The sequence below is a fragment of the uncultured Cyclobacterium sp. genome (assembly GCF_963977555.1).
Lineage (GTDB): Bacteria > Bacteroidota > Bacteroidia > Cytophagales > Cyclobacteriaceae > Cyclobacterium.
On the sequence record NZ_CAXBPD010000016.1, the window covers coordinates 100,376 to 120,111 of the forward strand.

The window sequence follows — 19,736 nt, forward strand, 5'->3', positions numbered from 1 at the left end:
GGTTTTTAGTGGCCATTATTGCATTTCATTTGAAACTTGATTTTCTCTATTCCGTGCTTAAACTTTGAATAGGGTTTTTTATCGCAGCCTTAATACTTTGATAGCTCACGGTTAGGATGGCTATGCCGATCGCCAGAAAGGCAGCATAAACAAATATGCTCCAACCGATTTCTATCCGATAGGTAAAATCCTCAAGCCATTTGGACATGGCATACCATCCTATGGGCATGGCTATCAAAATGGAAATGCCTACCATTTTTAGAAAGTCGGTTGTTAAGCGTAGGGTGATTTGCCCCACACTTGCTCCTAATACTTTTCGGATACCAATTTCCTTCGTACGTTTTTGAGCATTGAAAGCAGCCAGACCGAATAAGCCTAAACAAGCAATCATTATGGATAAAATAGTAAAAACCATAAAGATCTGTCCTAGTTTTTGTTCGGATTCGTAGACCCTATTGAATGAATCCTCCATAAACCTGTAGTTGAAAGGTTGGCCGGGGGCCATTTGGGTCCAAATTGACGCTATGCCTTCAATGGCATTGGGGAAATCACCAGATTTTATCCTAACAGCCATTGTACTTGAGGAACTTCCTAAAGAAAGACTCAATGCGCCAATATTTTCCCTTAAAGATTCAAAATGAAAATTTTTAACTACTCCAATAACTTTATAGAAATCTGGGTTTACTTCCCCTAAATCCTGAGACAGTCTCAAGCCCAAAGCCTCTTCAGGATTTATTCCTAAAATTGCCAAGGCGGATTCATTTATAATCATCCCTGCAGAATCTGAAGGGTATCGCTTGTCAAAATCACGACCGGCTATTAACTCCATATTCAAGGTGGATATATAATCATGATCTACCTGCCAGCTTTGCATTTGCAGGGCGTTTTCCTGTTCGGTTGATCCTTCCTTAAAGAAAGAGTTGTCTTGTCGGAAAGAAGGAGTAGGTAAATACCCACTCAAAGAAACATTTGCCACCTGACCTAATTGCTGAACTTCCTCTTTAAAGGCCTCAATTTGATTACCCGTAACATATACATCATCGATAACAAGGATTTGATTTTTGGTGTAACCAAGGTCTTTATCCTGAATAAAATTCAGTTGTTGAAAAACAACCAAAGTAGCCACGATCAATAAAACCGAAATGGCAAACTGGAAAACCACAAGCGAGTTTCGAACCCCTCCTCCCCCAATGCTGCTTTGCCCACTACCTTTAAGGACTTTCGCAGCTACAAATTTAGACATGAAGAATGCAGGATAACTACCTGAAAAAAGGCTTAACAGTATGGTAGCCGAAAACAAAATGATCCAGAAATAAGGGCCTGAAATTGGTATGGTCATTGATTTCCCCGAAAGTTCATTGAAAAAGGGTAGCACCAAGACTGCAATCCCTACAGCAAGCAGTAAAGAAATAAAAGAGATCATACCTGCTTCTGTCAGGAATTGCCAAACCAGTTGAAACCTGTCAGAACCCAGGGTTTTTCGAATGCCAACTTCTTTGGCTCTTTTTAGCGAATAGGCCGTTGACAAGTTCATAAAATTAACGCTGGCCAACACAATTAGAAATAAACCTATAAAGGAAAGAATGTATACATTTTGAATACTACTATTGGCACTCAGCTCATGGTGGCGATTGGAATGCAGGTGAATAGCTGTCAAAGGAATGGTACTGTACCGTAAATAATTGCCAGATGCAGCAAAGGATTCAGCCGTAATTCCGGGATAAAATTGTTGAACATAAGGAAAAATATATTTTTCCAACATTGAATGCAGATGGACTTGAAAATCTTCAATAGTTGCTCCTGGTATAAGTTTGATGTATGTGAAATAATTGTGGCTGGTCCACAACATTTGTTGAGCATCATCGTATCCAGCCAATGCCATAAATAAAGAATGATCCCTCAATAAACTATTCTTGGGCAGGTCTTCAATCACGCCCGTTACCGTATAGGTATCCTCATTGTTCAACAATAAAGTTTGGCCCAAAGCATTGTTAACTCCGAAGTGTTTTTCCGCAGCTGTTTTGGTCATTACTATCGTATTTGGCTCAGTGAGCGCAGTTCTTGAATCTCCTACCAGCAAGTTTATTCCAAAAAAATCAAATAGTGTAGAATCTGCAAAAGCTACCTGGTCTTCCTTTGTGTTTTCTATAATACCACTTTTTCTGAGCAGTAAACTTCCCCGATTCCTGATCCGGGTAACATTTTCAACCTGGGAAAAATCATTTAGAATTGTTCCGGCCATAGGGGCTCCGGTTTCAGCTAAGTGCATGACTTCTCCACCAAATTTAATGTCTGAATTGATGCGGTAAATGCGGTCAGAATCAAGGAACATTTTGTCGAAACTCAGTTCGTCGTAAACGTAAAGAGATATGAGCATTCCCCCTGCAATACCTATTGTAAGGCTAAAGGTATTTAGTAAGGTAAAGAAAGGCTGTTTCTTCAAACTTCTCCAAGCGATTTTAAAGTGATTTTTAAACATGATCTTAAATTTTTTAAATACCTCTTATTCCGCGCGTAAACTATTTACAGGGTTTTCATTGGCAACCTTAAAAGCCTGAAAGCTTACAGTAGCCGAGGCTATTAACATGGTCATTGTACCACCAATTACAAATACATCCCAAGAAATATTGATGTGATAGGTAAATGCTTCCAGCCATTGGTTCATAAAATACCATGAAAGAGGTGCTGCGATACAAAATGCAATCCCTATTAGAACTATAAATTCCCTTGAGAACAGGTACACTAGATTGGTTTTAGTGGCTCCAAGGATTTTCCTAACACCCGCTTCCTTTATCCGTTGCATTATCATAAAAGATGCAAGCCCGAATAATCCTAAACAACTTAAGAATATGGCAACCCCTGCAGCCAATTGATACAAATGAGACAATCGTTTTTCCTGTTCGTAGTACCCGGCAATTTTGTCATCTAAAAAATTGTATTCAAATACAAAATCTGGAAAGGTTTCATTCCATAGATTTTCTATTTCCTTTATTGTGCCTAATGCTTCAATGGAATGTAATTTTATACCTGCCAGGTTATATCTAGATTTTTGAGGAAACATGAATACTCCAGCGATGTTGTCCTTTAATGATCGTTCTTGAAAATCCTTGACCACACCCACAACTAGTCCTTTGGTATCATCCAACCTAATTTCTTTATTTAGTGCCTCTTGAGGATCATTAATTCCAAGTTTTTTGACCAATGTTTCATTTATCAAAAACTCCAGTGTTTCATCCGCTGGTAAAAAGTTTCGTCCAGCCACCAATTCCAATTGATAGGTAGTCAAAAATTCATGGTCAATTCTTTTCCTTATTGAATAAAATTCATTTTCTTCTACGGCCTTATCGAAAGTGAATTTCCCCCAACTGTTTCCCTCTTCCATAGGCGTACTTGAACTAAAACTCACACTATTGACACCATTTATTGCAGATAGCGCATTTCGTAAATAATCTATTCTTGCATTGGCTGTACTGTCATTGGGAATAGAAACGTTCACTATGGCATCTTTTTCAAAACCCAAAGATTGATTGCTAAAAAAGTCCATTTGATTTACCACGATAATGGTAGCGATGATCAAGGCTTGGGCAATGATAAATTGGAATACAACCAGGCTTCTTCGCAAGGCAATTCCTCCTGAGGCAAATGCCGCTATTTTACTTTTCAATACATTAATTGGATTGAATTTAGCGAGCACAAAAGATGGGTAAAACCCTGCCAAAAGCGTTACGGCCAAAGTAATTGAAACCAAAAAGAAAAGCATTTTGAAAGGTTGAATAATATTGAAGGTCAGGGGTAAGTCAATTAAGAGACCTATTTGCTTTAAGGATAGAGAAACGATTACCAGTGCAAGCAAATCTGCAAGAATAACAATCAAAAAAGTCTCAGTAAGGAATTGTACCCTTAAATGTAACTTACTGCTGCCAACTACTTTTCTAATTCCTATTTCTTTTGCTCTATTTACTGCTAAAGCTGTTGATAAATTAATAAAATTTACACATGCAATCAGCAAAATAAATCCAGCCACAATCCATAATACCTGTATCATTTCTTTGCTGATACTTCTGTTGCTGAAATTTCCTGCGGCGGTATCAAAATGGATTTGATCCAAAGGTTGTAGTACGTGGCTGTCTTCGTTATCAGTCACCTTATTCTCTTTTGATAGTACTTTTAATTGTAAATCTACAGAGGCCGGAGTTACATTATTTGGTAGTAGTACAAAACACCCAAAACTACTGTCAGTACCATCCCAATCACTGGATTGCAGGAAGTTCGAAGTGTACCCGGTTCCATAAGCAATCAATAATTTGACCTGGAGATCTGAATTCTTAGGAATTGTATTTAAAATCCCTGTTACCTTCAATAATTCTTTGTTGTTCCATTTGATGGTTTTCCCCATTGCCTCTTCCCACCTGCCAAAGTATTTAATTGCCGTTTCTCTGCTGAGTACTACGTTGTTAGGATCCTTTAATACGGAAGCATTTCCAGCCAGCCATTCAAAGTCATAGATGTCGAATAAATTAGGTTCTGTAACAAAAACACCACTTTTTTCCTTGAATTTATTCGTTGTTTTTCCACTATCGTCAACAATTAATAGTTGGGTATTTCTTTCAGCATAAAAGGCAGCTACTTTTTCTATTTGGGGAAGGGCACTTTTTATGCCCTCAGGCAAGGCATAAGGAATAGCAGCACCATAAAAAACAGGGGTATTTGCATGATGGTACTCAGTCAAAACCCTATAAATGCGATCCTTCTTTTGATGGTAATCGTCAAAACTAAGTTCAAACTGAACAACGATAAATATTAAAATACATACAGCAATACCGATGGCCAAGCCCCCAATATTAATAAGAGCGTGCCCCTTTCTGCGGGTAAGATTCCTCCAGGCAATTTTCAGATAGTTTCTGTACATAATTTATTTTTTTATTATCCTCACCATAATTCCTCAATCAAAGGAAATCCAGTTTAATTATTTGGTAACATTCAACTTTTTTAAATTTCTATTGTAGTATTTATTTGACAGAAAATTATTCCGTACCTAAGCTATTAATTGGATTAACCATTGCCGCCTTTATACTTTGATAACTTACTGTAAGTATGGCAATGGATACAGCGAGAATGGCTGCAAGTGCCAAAACCCACCAACCGACTTCTATTTTATATGAAAATTCTTCAAGCCATTTGTTCATGGCATACCAGCCCAAGGGCAAAGAAATAAGCACTGCTAACCCCACTAGCTTTAGAAAGTCTACCGAAAGTTTGATGGATATTTGTCCAACACTGGCTCCCAAGACCTTCCTAATCCCGATTTCCTTGGTACGTTTCTCGGCATTAAAAGCAGCCAGCCCAAATAGTCCCAGACAAGCCACCAGAATAGAAAGCACCGTGAAAATGACAAACAGCTTACCCAACCTTTGATCTGCTTGGTAGGTGATGTCAAAGGATGAATCCATAAAATAATAATTGAAAGGAAGGTCAGGAGCCAATTGAGTCCAGATCGATTCTATCTCGGCTACAGCCTGTGAAAAGTCTCCGGATTTTAATTTAATAGCCATACTTCCCGGACTACCTCCTATCACTAGACTTAAAGGACTGATTGTTTCTCTTAGGGACTCATAATGGAAATCGTTGATTACTCCTATAACCGTATAAAATTCATGTTCCGTTTCCACCATATTAGAAGTAAACCTTTTACCTAAAACTTCCTCAGCTGACATTCCCAGCACTTTTAGTGTACTTTGATTAATAAGCATTGCTGAGGAATCAGTGGACCTGGTTTGGTCAAAATCTCTTCCGGCGACTATATTTATATTGAATGTTTTGACATAATCATGGTCAACCTCCCAAGTTTGCATACTTAAAGCCTTCTCTTGATCAGTAATTCCTTCCTCAAAAAAAGAATTATTGCTTCTAAAAGAGGGTGTAGGGAAATAGCCACTTAAAGTCGCATTGCTTGTCTGTGGCAACTCGTTTATCTTACTCTTTAACACCTTGGTTCTTGAACCTAAAGCATAGACATCGTTAAGAATCAGTACCTGTTCTTTTTGATAACCCAAGTCTTTTTGCTGTATGAACTGCAACTGACCGTACACCACCAAAGTAGCGACAATAAGAAAAACAGATATGGCAAATTGAAAAACAACGAGTCCATTTCGCAATTTACCACCACCAACAGCACTGCTTCCATTGCCTGAAAGTGCTTTAATTGGTGCAAAACGTGAAAGGAAAAACGCAGGATAAATCCCTGACAATAATCCTAAAACCATTGTGGCTCCAATAAGTATCATCCAAAAATAAGCCTCCAAATAGGGAATGGACAATTGCTTATCAGACAAGTCATTAAAATACGGCAATAGCAAGATTGTCAACCCTAAAGCAGCAAGTAAGGAAGCAAAACTGATAAGTCCGGATTCAGTCAAAAATTGACCTATTAAAGCAAAACGATTGGATCCCAAAGTTTTACGAATACCTACTTCTTTCGCCCTTTTCAGGGAACTTGCTGTGCTGAGGTTCATGAAATTAACACTGGCCAATACCATCAGAAACAAGGCAATGAACGAGAGTATGTATATGTTCTGAATGCTATTGTTGGCATTCATTTCCCCTTTTCGTTGAGAGTGAAGGTGTATATCAGTCAAAGGCGTAACACTATAGCGAATATAATTACCCGAAGCATCAAACTGCTCTGCAGTCATGCCTGGAAAGACTGTTTGTGCCCAGGTCAATACATAGGTATCAACTATGTATTCAAGTGACGCCTCAAAATCTTCTTCATTGGAAAGCTTGGAAAGTTTTACGAAGGTATTGTAATTGTGAGCGCCCCAGTTGGGTATTTTAGCGTCCGCAAAGCCGGACATGGCAATAAAAAGCGTGTAGTCGTGCAAGATTGAATTTTTGGGTAGGTCTTCGATCACCCCTGTCACAGTGAAGGTATCACCGGATTCCAAAACAAGGGCTTGTCCAACGGCTTCAGTAATAGGAAAAAATTTCTCCGCAGCAGATTTAGTAAGTACCACTGTATTGGGCTCCATTAATACAGTTTCTTTGTCACCAACTAGAAGATCGATCCCAAACAAATCTAAAAAGGAAGGATCAGTATAGGTAGTGCCGTCTAATTTAACATTGCGTAAACTTCCACTTTTCTTTAATAGTGTACTTCCAATCGTTCTAAACCTAGTGGCGGCTTCCACCTGAGGAAAATCTTTTTCTAGCACTTCTGCCATGGAAGCTGGTACCACAGCAGCTATATTTTCTGCCCCGCCAAACTTTATGTCTGCATTGATACGGTAAATATGTTCTGCATCCGGAAACATTTTATCATAACTCAGCTCATCGTAAATGTACAAAGAGATAAGGAGGCCTCCTGCCATCCCAATGGTTAAACCAAAAATATTTAGAAAGGTAAAGAAAGGCTGTTTCTTTAAGCTCCTCCAAGCGATTTTTAGGTAATTTCTAAACATGACTGCATTTTTTATTATTATGTTAACCCTTAAAGCATCAATTCCATACTTATTGGATAGCTCTTTTAGTAAAATTCTGGTTCCTAAACTTCTATTCTCTAATTATCCTTAATTGCTTTTACTGGATCTAGGTTTGCCGCCATAAGGCTTTTATAGCTCATTGTGGAAAAGGCAATAAAAAGAGTAATCAAGGCAGCGAGCCCATATATCCACCAATAAATTTGTATGCGGAAGGCAAATCCCTGTAACCAGTTCTCCATTAAGTAGTATCCAATAGGAAATGCGAAGAAGAAAGAGATCCCCACCAAAAGAATAAAATCCTTGGTAAGCATGGATACAATCTGAAAAACAGTGGCACCTAATACTTTTCTAATACCAATTTCTTTAAATCGTTGTTCAGCAGTATAAGTGACAAGCCCAAATAGCCCCAAACAAGCCACAGCAATGGTTAACAGGGCAAAACCGTTCAGGACCATTCCCATATTTTGTTCGGTTTGATAAGCTCTTTCGTAGGATTCATCCATCAGGGAAAAGCCAAAAGGTGCTTCTGTACCGAAAGAATTCCACAACGATTGCGTCTCAGTAATGAGAGCTGTCATGTTCAAAGGTTTGGCTTTCACGATCAAGCCTCCATACGGCCTGTAATACATTAGTAGGGGCTCTATTTGTTGATGCAAAGGTTTAAAATGAAAGTCTTTTACCACGCCTATTACCGTGCTTGAATGTGCTCCATCAGAGATGATTTTTCCTATTGGATTCTCTTCAAAGCCTAAAATCTTAGCGGCCGTTTGGTTAAGGATCACATTGGACGAATCAGCGCCGAAATCTCTTGAAAAATTTCTTCCTTCAATCATTTCCATGTCCATTGTAGGAATATAGTTTTCGTCAATATTGAAAACTGGCATCCGCCGATTGAATTGACCGTTGATATAAATCTGTGTCACATTATTGTCAGTAAGGCCTGCTGGTACAAAGGAAGACTGGGTCACCATGCTTACTTTGGGATTTTTCATCAACTCATTCTTGAAGGCCTCCTGATTTTTTTCCAATAGATAGGCATCTCTAATGACTAAAATTTGATCTCTATCATAGCCCAAGTCTTTGTTTTGAATATAGTTCATTTGCTGATTGACCACCAAGGTCGCCAAAATTAGCCCTGCCGAAATCACAAATTGAAACACCACCAATGCACTTCGAAAGCTTTTATTTGATCCTCTGGACACACCATTGGTTAAACCCTGAATGGCCCGAAAAGAAGACAAATAAATGGCTGGATAGCTTCCTGCCAACAGACTGATCAGTAAAGTAAATACGGGCAAAGTCAATAGGAGCTTCGGCTGCAAAAAGTAGGAAAGTTCTAGGGCTTTGCCAGAAAACGCTACATAAAAAGGTTGGATAACAATTACGAAAACAACAGCCAAAAGCATGGCTGCCGTACTTGCTATAAAAGATTCGGATATAAACTGATAGAAAAGCATTTTCTTATCGGCGCCCAGTACTTTGCGGATGCCGACCTCCTTTGCTCTCTTGGTAGCAGTTGCTGTTGCCAGGTTGATAAAATTGACACAAGCAATCAAAAGCATAAAGAGGGCTATTGCACTGAAAATATAGACATATTTTATGTCACCACCTTCTTCTAATTCACTATAGGAGGCGTTGTTTGAGTGCAAATGAATGTCACCTAAGGGCTGTAAGATAAAACCAAGTTGGTTTTCTTTGGTAAATTCTGCAAAGGACAGACCCATTTCTTCCTGCATGGAAGGCCCCATGTATTTCCCTATCAAACCCGGAAGTTTGGCCTCCAATTGTTGGTGATCAAATCCCTTTTCAAGCAAGAGGTAGGTAAAAAAGTCACCTTTGAACCAAGAATTACTGTTGGCTTCAGGAAATCCCCTCATAGAGGCAAAAATGTCAAAATGAAAATGGGCATTTTCGGGCACCTTCTCAATGACTCCCGTAATGGTATAGGGCTTTTCCTGACCTTCCAGGTAAAACACCTTCCCAATTGCTTCTATATTTCCAAAATACTTTAAAGCCAATGATGTGGTAATTACGGCAGTATTTGGTTGCTCCAATGGATTTCCAGCATCCCCCTTTATAATTGGCAGGGTAAAAATTTCGAAGAAATTTGGATCTACATAGGCAAATCTCCCCTCTCTGTAAGACAGGTTATCAATCGTGATTTTTGGTGTTCCAAGCCTGCGGATCCTTGTTGCATCCAATACTTCAGGATATTCCGCCTTTAATGTCTTGGCAACAGGGGCCATCACCACTCCTTCTTTTATTTCCTCTCCATTTACCTTAGCTCTAAATGCGATTCTTGAAATTTGATCCGACTTGACATTGAACTGGTCATAACTCAATTCATCCAATACAAAATGAGAAATGATAACACAAGACGCTATTCCCAATGCCAAACCTGTGGTATTGATAACGAACAGCACCTTGTTTTTTAGGAGGCTTCGCCAAGCTATTTTAAGGTAATTTTTGATCATTTTCGCCAGTATCTAAAATATAAAGAGTATAAGGTCAGGGAATTTTAGGGCAGCTATAATTCTGCTCCCATGGCTCTGTTTTGACTTTCTGTTACGATTTGACCATCAAATAAATTAACCACCCGATGTGCGAAATGAGAATCATGCTCCGAGTGGGTCACCATCACGATGGTAGTACCTTCTTGATTAAGTTCTGTCAATAGATTCATCACTTGCAAACCATTTTTCGAATCCAGGTTACCCGTAGGTTCATCCGCCAGGATCAACTTGGGTTTGGTCACCACTGCCCTGGCAATTGCTACCCGTTGTTGTTGTCCACCGGACAATTGATGCGGGAAGTGTTTTTCACGATGGGCAATTTTCATACGCTCCAAAACCGCCATTACCTTTTCTCTGCGTTCTGCTTTGCCCATTTTCAGGTAAATAAGTGGCAGTTCAACATTTTCAAAAACGGTCAATTCATCAATTAAATTAAAGCTTTGAAACACAAAGCCCAGGTTTCCTTTTCGTAGCTGGGTTCTCTGGTTCTCCCTTAGACCAGCTACTTCATTGGAAGCGAAATTGTAACTGCCCTCAGTGGGATTGTCCAACATGCCTATAATATTGAGCAAAGTAGATTTTCCGCAGCCAGATGGACCCATTATGGCTACAAATTCCCCTGATTCTACCTTGAGGTTTACTTTGTTCAGTGCGAGGGTTTCTACTTCCTCTGTTCTGAAGCTTTTTACCAAATCTTTTATCGTTATCATATCTAATTTTTTTCTTCTATTCTACAGGAATACTATCTTTTTTCGCATGTTTTTGCTTAATTAATAGATCAGTTCAAAACTATTCTATCGGCCTCGCCAAAATTGTCATAATTGCTGGTGATTACTTTTTCTCCTGGTTGTAAACCTTCAAGGATTTCATAATACCTGGCGTTTTGTTTCCCTATTCTTATATTTCGTTTTATTGCTACATCCCCATCCTGATTTACTACAAAGACCCATTGACCTCCAGTACTCTGGAAAAAACTACCTTTGGGCAACAACATGGCATCAGAGGACTCCCCTAGTTGCAATTTGATATTATAGCTTTGTCCAGTCCTTATGTTTTCAGGTTTGTCTTCTGAAAAAACCAGGTCAACTTTAAATTTTCCACTTCTAACCTCTGGGTACACTTTCCTGAGTCTCAAGCTGAAATCATTGCCATTCCGCTCCAATAAGGCCATCAAATCCCTTTGAACCCTATCAATATAATGTTCATCTATATCTGCCTCAATTTTATAATCCGTCAAAACATTGATCTGGCCTATGCGTTCTCCCTGAGCGATGCTTTGACCAATTTCCGCATCCAAAAACCCTAATTGCCCGTCTGCCGGTGCGCGCACATTCAAATGATCCAGTCGCTCATATACCATAGACAAGGTCTTTTCCATTCGTTCCAAATCAGTATCTAGACCCGTCAGAGATGTTTCACGCAATTCTTTGTCTTGTTCAGTCTGGAGTTTAACGATTTCATATTGTTTTTCAGAGAGTTCATAATCTTCTTTCGCTATTAAGTATTCTTCTCTGGAAATCAACTCTTCCTCATAGAGCGATTTGTTTTGCTCGTAATTCCTTTTAAACCTTTGAAGGTTGGTACTTGCTGTTGCCAAGGATTTCCTTCCTTCCACCTGTCTTGAATCAAAAGTCAATTTTGTTGACCGCAAGTCATTTTGCTTTAGCGCAAGGTTGCTTTCGCTGGCAAGAATTTGCTCATAAAGGCTTCTGTTTTCCAAAACCAGTATAATGTCGCCCTTTTTAACTATAGCCCCTTCTTCAATTAATTTCTCTGTAACCCGACCCCCTTCATAGGCATCCATATAAATGGTGGCAATGGGGGCGACGCTACCATTGATGGTGATATAGTCATCAAATTTCCCCTCAACTACCTCGGCTATGGATAATTTGCCCTTTTCTGTACGAAAAGTAGAAACAGTATTGGTAAACCACAGCTGATAGCCTGCATAGCTCAACAGCGCTGCCAGAACAATATATCCGTAATGTTTGGGCCTTAGCCCTTTTTTCTTTTCAAGTATAATATCCATAAGTTATTGAATGTTAAATAGGGCCACTCCCCTATAAAAATCGATGGTACTGTTATTTACTTCCTGGCGCAATCCTACTTCCAGATTTTCATTCTGTGCAACAGAAAATAAATTTTTGGCGGTGGTAAGTTCCAAGATACTTATAAGTCCTTTTTCGTATCTTCTTTGTGCAATTAGGAATGTAAGTTCTTGGGCCTTTACCTTCTGATGGCTTTGGGCATATTCATTTTGAAGGGCTTTGTTTTCTACTACCAATTGCTGGATGTCATTGTAGACGGACTGTTTTTGAATTTCCAAGCTATTTTCTGCCCTTTGCAAATTTATTTTACTTTGTTTTATTTGCGATCTTGTAGACCATCCCCTGCTAATTGGAATGTTTAAACTCAGCCCTACCGCGCGGTAGGTATTGTCCCTTATCTGATTCCTGAATTCAATTGTATTCCCTAAAGTATCTCTTGTAGTTTGAAAGTACCCTGTTCCAATATTGGCATAAAGAGATAGGGATGGGTACAGGTAAGCCCTATTCACATCGATCTGTTTTCTCGCTGCATTCACACGGAATTCCTGCGCTTTGAGTAAGGGTAAAAAGCTTTCTGCCTGTTGGTAAATGGAATCAATATGAATGGTTTGAAAAAACAGCTGAAATTCACCCTCATGTTTTTTACTTTCGACCGAAAAACTTTCTCTTTCCTTTAAGTTCATCTCCTGCATCAATTGAAGCTTCGCTAATTCCAATTTGTTTTCACTTTGAGTAAGGTTGAGTTTGTCAGACAGTAAAAGTGATTCAGATTCATACAGGTCAGCACCTGCTTTTAAACCCAATTCTATTTGCCTTTTTACTAAATCATAATTTGCCTGTGAAACCTCCATTTGTCCTTTGGCAACTTCTACCAATTCTTCGAAAAAACGAAGGTCATAAAATGCCCGCATTACCCTAAATGCAAGTAAATACTTTTGTTGTAGGGTTTCCTGAAGGTTTGCCTCATATATAAATCTGGCGGTTTTGATCGAATTCATTTTTAGAAACCCCTGAAACAAATCTATAGAAGAACTTAGGGAATACCCATTGGAGAAGAACTCATTGGTAACCACATCATTGGTAAAAGGGTCAGTACTTCTACCGTAATTAATGTTGTAACCTGTAGAGGCATCTATCCTTGGAAGTAGGTTTCTAATGGATTGCTTATAATTTTCCTTACCTGATTGGGAGACATATTCAAAATCCTTAACTTCTAAGTTGTGTATGATTGCATAGGCCACACACTCTTCCAAAGTCCAGGAGGTTTGTGCTTGTACCTTTAAGGTAAAAAAACTTAATAGAAGTAGAATTGCTTTTAATTTTAGTGCCATACGTTAATGTTTCTGGCAAATACCTATACCAGCCTCATGCCAATAAATTTAATACGTTGATTTACAGTTATTTGTACTATATATTTTATTAAATTAGTAACTAATTGTAAAATAATTGTACGTCTTTTGTCAAAAAATTTGACACTTTATAGCAGTTGGACATTGTGAATAGTAGATTTAAACATTTACCAAGATAAAATACAGATGATCGACGCAAAAATTCTGGTGATAGATGATAACAAAAGCATGTTAAGTGCTTTGGAGATATTATTGCAGTTTGAGTACAAGTATGTAGCAACTCTATCCAATCCCAATCAAATTACCTCCTACCCTGGCTTTGCTGATTTAGACATTGTTTTATTGGATATGAACTTCTCTGCGGGAGTTAATTCCGGCAATGAGGGACTTTTTTGGCTTAACCAGATCAAGGAAAAGGCACCTTACATCTCTGTGATCATGATGACTGCTTATGGGTCCATAGATTTGGCAGTGAAAGCGATAAAAAACGGAGCTGTAGATTTCATTCTGAAACCATGGAGCAATGAACGCATGCTGGCGACCGTTAGGTCTGCGCATCAACTGCGAAAGTCTCAAAAACAAGTAATCGAACTTCAAAAAAAAGAGCACAATCTGAAGCAGGTCATTAACCATCACAATCATGCCATAATTGGACAATCTGATGCGATAAAAGTTGCTTTAAAATTGACAAGAAAAGTGGCTCAAACCGATGTCAATATATTGGTGACAGGGGAAAATGGAACTGGCAAGGAACTGATTGCAAGAGAAATACACCGTTGTTCAAAAAGAAGTGAAGAAATTTTTATTGGAGTGGACATGGGGTCAATCTCAGAAACACTCTTTGAAAGTGAGCTTTTCGGTCATATGAAAGGAGCATTTACGGATGCAAAGGAAGAACGCACTGGGAAAATCGAAGCAGCAGATGGAGGAACCTTATTTCTAGATGAAATAGGCAATCTTTCTTTAAAAATGCAAACCAAGTTGCTTTCTGCTATTCAAAACAGAACCATCGTAAAAGTAGGCTCAAACAAATCTGTATCTGTAGATATCAGGTTGATATGTGCAACCAATTGCGATTTGGAGAAAATGGTGACGGATGGCCTTTTCAGAGAAGATTTAATGTACCGCATCAATACCATACAGGTTGACGTGCCTCCTTTGCGAAATAGAGGTGAGGACATAATCATTTTGTGTCAATATTTTTTAGAAAAGTTTATGCACAAATATGGAAAGCCAGGCTTACGGATGAATCAGTCTTCCGAAGAAAAGCTAATGAAATACAAGTGGCCTGGAAATGTTCGGGAATTACAGCATACCATGGAAAGGGCGGTGATCCTAAGTGAAGGAAACGTGCTTAAACCATCGGACTTCTTTTTAAATTCAGCAGCCATTTCTTCTTTTGATTCTTTTCCAGGTTCTTTGGAAGAAATGGAAGCATTAATGATAGAGAAGACGCTAAAAGAATGTGACGGAAACTATACCTTAGCAGCAGAGCGCCTCGGCATTTCTCGGCAAACATTGTATAATAAAGTTAAAAAATCCAGAGACTGATGGCCAGTAGAAATTTCTATTTTCAAGTGATCATTAGGGTGTTATTGATCACCTTGGCAGCATTGGGAAGCGCTTATTTCATAATGATTCAGCTATTGTGGCTTGGTGGGGGCTTTTTGATAAGTATTGGTTTTCAAACTTATTCCTTAATCTTCTATATAAATAAAACCAACAGGAAAATCGCCTATTTTTTCGATGCCATTAGAAATGAAGACTTTACGCTTCGTTTTCCTGAGAAGGTCTCCATACAATCTTTTAAAGAATTAAACAGCAGTTTGAACCGGGTTAACCAATTGATTCAGGATGTACAATTGAAACTTCAAGTTAGAGAAAGGTATTACCAGGAGATTTTAAAACAGATCGATATTGGTATAATGACCATTGATGAAAAAGGCCACATCCTATACTCAAATCCATTTCTCGAAAAACTACTTCATTTTAGGCCACTATTACATCTCAAACAATTGCATCAAATCGACCTCAAGTTATATGAATTGATAGACAACCTTGGGCCCTTTGAGCAGAAGAATTACCAATTGGTAAATGAGCGTGAAAAAAACCAACTGTTTTTCAAGGCCGTGCCAATCAATATGGAAGGTAAGGCCCTCCTTTTGGTAACGGTTCAAGATCTACATAAAGAATTGGACGAAAAAGAAACAGACTCTTGGGTAAGGCTGATAAGGGTGCTCACCCATGAAATCATGAATACCATCACACCTATTACGTCAATCTCGGAATCCTTGTCCAAATACTATAAAATTGATGATGATGGCGAGTTGAAATGGGAAAATTTAAATGAGGATCAAATTAGGAATACGGTAAAAGGTTTAAATGTTATTAAAATCCAGGGAGAGGATTTAATGGATTTTGTCCAGTCTTATAGAAGTTTTTTAGATCTACCTAATCCAGATAAATCTTTGGTAAATATCAAGACATTATTAGAACGATTGAAAGTACTGATGCGGATGGAAAATAACAGTCGAAAGTTGGGATTTAATATCATTGTGGAAAGGGAAGAATTGGAATTTTACATAGATGAAAAGCAAATTGCGCAGGTACTGATAAATCTTGCAAAGAATGCTATCCAATCTATAGAAGGACAAACCGATGGTGAGCTGACCATAAAGGCTTCCACCAATGCTCAGGGAAGAAAGTACATAGAAGTCAAAGACAATGGTCCAGGAATTCCACCGGACCAAATTGATGAAATATTTGTTCCATTTTTTACTACAAAGGAAGGCGGAACAGGCATTGGCTTGAGTTTGTCCAAGCAAATTATGCATTTGCACGGGGGAAGCATTAGTGTGCATTCAGAAATAACAAAAGGAACCACATTTGTTTTATTGTTTTAACCCCATATCGATGACACTGAAAAGTGTATGTGAAGGAAGCCAAAATCAGTCAATGTACATTCACTGAATTACGAGCTACAAAAAGAGCTGTATTATTTAGCCTTATTAAGACTGATAAAGTAGGAACAAAGGCTCAATTTTATTGTGTACACTCCAGGACTTTAAAGCTATAAGTTGACATAAGCAGGTTTAAAGGAAACAAATTAAATTAAATATTTTCCTGATATTACTTGTTGTATTAAGCATTGTATCTTAATTTGTACAGAATAAAAGTTGGCAAATCATGGGTATAATTGACTTAAACAATTCCAGAAATAACGAAGTCTTGTATTCTCATAAAAAAAGAATGTTTCAGGTTTGCTACGAAGAACTTTCGTTTAAGGCAAGCCATAAATTAAAATATGAGTTCAATGCTTTAACCCTGGATACAAGTGCTTTGGTGCATGAGGTTTACATGAAAATGGAAAAATACCGGGGAGAAATTCAAAATAAAAATCATTTTTTAGCCATTGCTGCAATAGCCATGCGTAGATTTTTAGTGGATTATGCAAGACAAAAGAATCGGGTAAAGAGAGGTGGTCATCAAATAAAATTAACTTATGGTGACAGTAGTGAGCAAATGGTGACCACGACACTAGAAGGATTAATTAATCTTAATGACGCCCTTAATGGACTAAAAAAGATAAACAGGCGATATTCTCGTGTGGTTGAATTTCATTTTTTTGGCGGGTATAAATACCAGGAAATTGCCAATATGCTAGGCGTTTCTGTGGAAACCGTTAAAAGAGATTGGAGATTGGCAAGGGCATGGTTGAGCAATGAACTTAAATAATTTCCAGATGACATTAAAACATGTTGAATGGGAAAAAGTGGAAAATTTATTCCATGAAATTGCTGACAAAAGCGAAGGAGAAAAAAAGCTATTGTTGGACAGCCTTGAGTTAACAGCACCTGAAACCTGTTTCACTTTAAAGTCACTGCTATTAGCAGATAATTCACCAAATTCGATATTTAAATTCTCTCCTAATCTTTTGATTAATACCTGGGAAAATGATCAATTCCTTATCGGTAAAAAAATTGGCGCATTTAAATTATCTGAAATAATTGGCACCGGTGCCATGGGAACAGTATTTAAAGGCATTAGGGTCGATGGCCAATTTGAACAAATAGTGGCCATAAAATTGATGAACTCCCAGGTTACAAATTCTTTTCTCAAAAATCGTTTTTACAAAGAACGGCAGATACTTGCAAAGCTTAACCATCATGGAATTGCAAGGTTGTATGATGGGGAGATCAATGAAGAGGGAAGGCCCTATTTTACCATGGAATACGTTTCTGGACATACCTTATTAGAATATTGTAAGCTTAATAATTGTACTATTTCCCAACGATTAAACTTATTTATACAAATAGGTGAGGCGGTCCAATACGCCCATCAGCTTTTGATTGTTCATCTTGATCTCAAACCTCAAAATATTTTGGTAAATTCAACAGGTACAGTCAAATTACTGGATTTTGGCGTAGCTCGGTTACTGGAAGACACAAATGATTTTAAAGGAAGCTTTACCTTGGCTTATGCAGCACCCGAACAAATCAATAATTTAGCACCATCTATCTTTACAGATATTTATGCTTTAGGAATCATCTTATTCGAACTCTGTACGAAAAACCATCCCTTTCAATCAACACTCAATGATCCAAAATTATTTACTCAACAAAAACTGAGCGGAGATTCATCAGCATTTTCAATGGAAGGAATCGAGGTATCCAAATTGATGCTTAGTGACCTGAAATTTATTTGTAATAAGGCGATGGCTTTAAAACCTGAAGAAAGGTATGTGTCCATTAGCGATTTAATGCATGATATCAAAGCCAGCCAAAAAAATCAGCCAATTTCCCTTCGGAATACAGAATGGAAATACAAGGCAGAAAAATATATTAAAAGAAATAGCAAAATTCTGACTTCAATTGTTCTTGGTTTATTACTGTTTTTTGGTGCTGTTATTTTTTATACCTATCAGTTGAAGATGGAACGAAATTTATCGATTAGGGAAGCTAAGAGAGCAAATCAAATAACGGATCTCATGACTGATGTTTTTATGGCTGCAGATCCAAATATTGGCGGAGCCGACACGATTACTGCTGTTAATTTATTAAATCAAGGTCTTGAATCTTTGGAAAAGAACCTAAGTGAGGATAATTATTTATACGCTGACATGTTAGGACGGCTATCACCCATATTTTATAACCTGGGAAAATATGAAAAATCCCAGGAACTTGCTTTCTCAGCCTACAATATCAACAATAAATTACCTTTGATTACTCAAAATGTTTTGGCTCAAAATGAAATAGAAATTGGCAAATCATTTTTTTACTTTGGAAAACTGGACAGTACAGACCGCTATTTAAATATGGCCATTCTAAGACTAAAGAAAAACGATCTAAGTCATAGTAAAACCATGGCTCATGCATTGACGGAGCTAGGAAATTCCTATTATGATAATAGAAAATACCAAAAAGCGGACTCAGCATTCAATGAAGCCTACAATTTATATAAAGCTTTGACTACCCCGCCAAATACAGAGCTGGCTTTTTCCTTGCATATGCTGGGTGCAATAGCCAGAAAAACGGGAGATTTAGAAAAAAGCGAAAGCTACCTTTTAGAAGCATTGGCAATGAAAGAAAAATTATTTACGCCGCCCCATTTGGAGATTGCCTATACTTATAATTTTTTGGGTAGTCTCTATCAATCTCTCGGAGAATTCAATAAAGCCAAGCAATTTATTAGGGCATCTCTGGATCAACGAAAATCAATACTAGGAGAATCTCATGTCGAAACAATTGCCAGTATGTCCAATTTAGCGAGAACTTATAGTTTTCTTGAGCAACCAAATGAAGCAATCCCTTTGTATGAAAAAGCATTGACCAAAATTGATTCTTTGTTTGATAAATCGCATCCTTACTATGCGGGAATATTAGAGAGTCTGGCGAAAGTTTATTTTAAAACAGGGGCCATAGAGAAGGCAAAAGCAAATTTAATAACCACAATTTCAATAAATCAGGAGTTGTTTCCCCAAGAAGATCCTCGACATGCCTCACCAGTAATTTTTTTGGGAAAAATTGCCCTGCAAGAAAATGACTTTCCAAAAGCAAAAGAATATTTAGTGAAGGGCCTAAGGTTAAGGCAGGCTTCCTTGTCGGAGGGAGACCAGTTAATCGCTCAGAGCCAAAGGGATCTTGCTTCATGCCTGATGGCTTTAGGCGATTTTACAGAAGCCATTCATTATTACGAAGCAGCTTTACAAACCTATGCTTCAGCATCAAACCCACCTAAAGAAACTATGGACAGTATTAAATCAGAATTAATGAGTGCCGGACAAAATTATATTAAATGATTTTTACGATAGGATTGGAGAATCAGCAATGCCACCGCAAAAATCATTTA

General features: G+C 38.0%; 11 protein-coding genes. 4 read left to right on the forward strand and 7 right to left on the reverse strand.

Annotated features, from left to right (window positions below):
• Positions 1-46 precede the first annotated feature (46 nt).
• From AAC073_RS18355 to AAC073_RS18385, 7 genes are all read right to left on the reverse strand, one after another.
• Entirely contained in the window at positions 47-2,479 is a 2,433-nt protein-coding gene (locus AAC073_RS18355) for an ABC transporter permease (RefSeq protein ID WP_339925264.1), read from the reverse strand.
• A gap of 24 nt (positions 2,480-2,503) precedes the next feature.
• Positions 2,504-4,909 carry an ABC transporter permease gene (locus AAC073_RS18360; RefSeq protein ID WP_339925265.1) on the reverse strand — a complete coding sequence of 802 codons (2,406 nt, stop codon included), beginning with the start codon at positions 4,907-4,909 and terminating at the stop codon, positions 2,504-2,506.
• Positions 4,910-5,024: 115 nt separating this feature from the next.
• Positions 5,025-7,457, reverse strand: a complete 2,433-nt coding sequence (locus AAC073_RS18365; protein WP_339925266.1) for an ABC transporter permease — start codon at positions 7,455-7,457, stop codon at positions 5,025-5,027.
• A gap of 98 nt (positions 7,458-7,555) precedes the next feature.
• Entirely contained in the window at positions 7,556-9,952 is a 2,397-nt protein-coding gene (locus tag AAC073_RS18370; protein WP_339925267.1) for an ABC transporter permease, read from the reverse strand.
• Positions 9,953-10,005: 53 nt separating this feature from the next.
• Positions 10,006-10,701: an ABC transporter ATP-binding protein gene (locus AAC073_RS18375; RefSeq protein ID WP_339925268.1), complete on the reverse strand. Its 696-nt coding sequence runs from the start codon at positions 10,699-10,701 to the stop codon at positions 10,006-10,008.
• Positions 10,702-10,769: 68 nt separating this feature from the next.
• A complete protein-coding gene (locus tag AAC073_RS18380; protein WP_339925269.1) occupies positions 10,770-12,020 on the reverse strand; it encodes an efflux RND transporter periplasmic adaptor subunit in 1,251 nt (416 codons plus the stop codon).
• A 3-nt stretch (positions 12,021-12,023) separates the two neighbouring features.
• Positions 12,024-13,370, reverse strand: coding sequence for a TolC family protein (locus AAC073_RS18385; protein WP_339925270.1), 1,347 nt, complete (start codon positions 13,368-13,370; stop codon positions 12,024-12,026).
• 204 nt (positions 13,371-13,574) lie between these two features.
• Between AAC073_RS18385 and AAC073_RS18390 the strand changes: the two genes are divergently transcribed.
• The 4 genes from AAC073_RS18390 (at position 13,575) to AAC073_RS18405 (ending at position 19,686) form a co-directional block, all read left to right on the forward strand.
• Positions 13,575-14,939: a sigma-54 dependent transcriptional regulator gene (locus AAC073_RS18390; protein WP_339925271.1), complete on the forward strand. Its 1,365-nt coding sequence runs from the start codon at positions 13,575-13,577 to the stop codon at positions 14,937-14,939.
• Positions 14,939-16,291 (forward strand): ATP-binding protein, encoded by a 1,353-nt coding sequence (locus AAC073_RS18395; protein ID WP_339925272.1) that lies wholly within the window; start codon positions 14,939-14,941, stop codon positions 16,289-16,291. Before AAC073_RS18390 ends, AAC073_RS18395 begins: the two co-directional genes overlap by 1 nt.
• A 283-nt stretch (positions 16,292-16,574) precedes the next feature.
• Positions 16,575-17,123 carry an ECF-type sigma factor gene (locus AAC073_RS18400; protein WP_339925273.1) on the forward strand — a complete coding sequence of 183 codons (549 nt, stop codon included), beginning with the start codon at positions 16,575-16,577 and terminating at the stop codon, positions 17,121-17,123.
• Positions 17,124-17,130: 7 nt separating this feature from the next.
• A complete protein-coding gene (locus tag AAC073_RS18405; protein WP_339925274.1) occupies positions 17,131-19,686 on the forward strand; it encodes a serine/threonine-protein kinase in 2,556 nt (851 codons plus the stop codon).
• Positions 19,687-19,736 lie beyond the last annotated feature (50 nt).

Excerpts from the sequence above, each read along its gene's own strand:
- AAC073_RS18400 (WP_339925273.1), top strand. The coding sequence starts at position 16,575 with ATGGGTATAATTGACTTAAACAATTCCAGAAATAACGAAGTCTTGTAT.
- AAC073_RS18365 (WP_339925266.1), bottom strand. The coding sequence starts at position 7,457 with ATGTTTAGAAATTACCTAAAAATCGCTTGGAGGAGCTTAAAGAAACAG.
- AAC073_RS18390 (WP_339925271.1), top strand. The coding sequence starts at position 13,575 with ATGATCGACGCAAAAATTCTGGTGATAGATGATAACAAAAGCATGTTA.
- AAC073_RS18355 (WP_339925264.1), bottom strand. The coding sequence starts at position 2,479 with ATGTTTAAAAATCACTTTAAAATCGCTTGGAGAAGTTTGAAGAAACAG.
- AAC073_RS18380 (WP_339925269.1), bottom strand. The coding sequence starts at position 12,020 with ATGGATATTATACTTGAAAAGAAAAAAGGGCTAAGGCCCAAACATTAC.
- AAC073_RS18360 (WP_339925265.1), bottom strand. The coding sequence starts at position 4,909 with ATGTACAGAAACTATCTGAAAATTGCCTGGAGGAATCTTACCCGCAGA.
- AAC073_RS18370 (WP_339925267.1), bottom strand. The coding sequence starts at position 9,952 with ATGATCAAAAATTACCTTAAAATAGCTTGGCGAAGCCTCCTAAAAAAC.
- AAC073_RS18405 (WP_339925274.1), top strand. The coding sequence starts at position 17,131 with ATGACATTAAAACATGTTGAATGGGAAAAAGTGGAAAATTTATTCCAT.
- AAC073_RS18395 (WP_339925272.1), top strand. The coding sequence starts at position 14,939 with ATGGCCAGTAGAAATTTCTATTTTCAAGTGATCATTAGGGTGTTATTG.
- AAC073_RS18385 (WP_339925270.1), bottom strand. The coding sequence starts at position 13,370 with ATGGCACTAAAATTAAAAGCAATTCTACTTCTATTAAGTTTTTTTACC.
- AAC073_RS18375 (WP_339925268.1), bottom strand. The coding sequence starts at position 10,701 with ATGATAACGATAAAAGATTTGGTAAAAAGCTTCAGAACAGAGGAAGTA.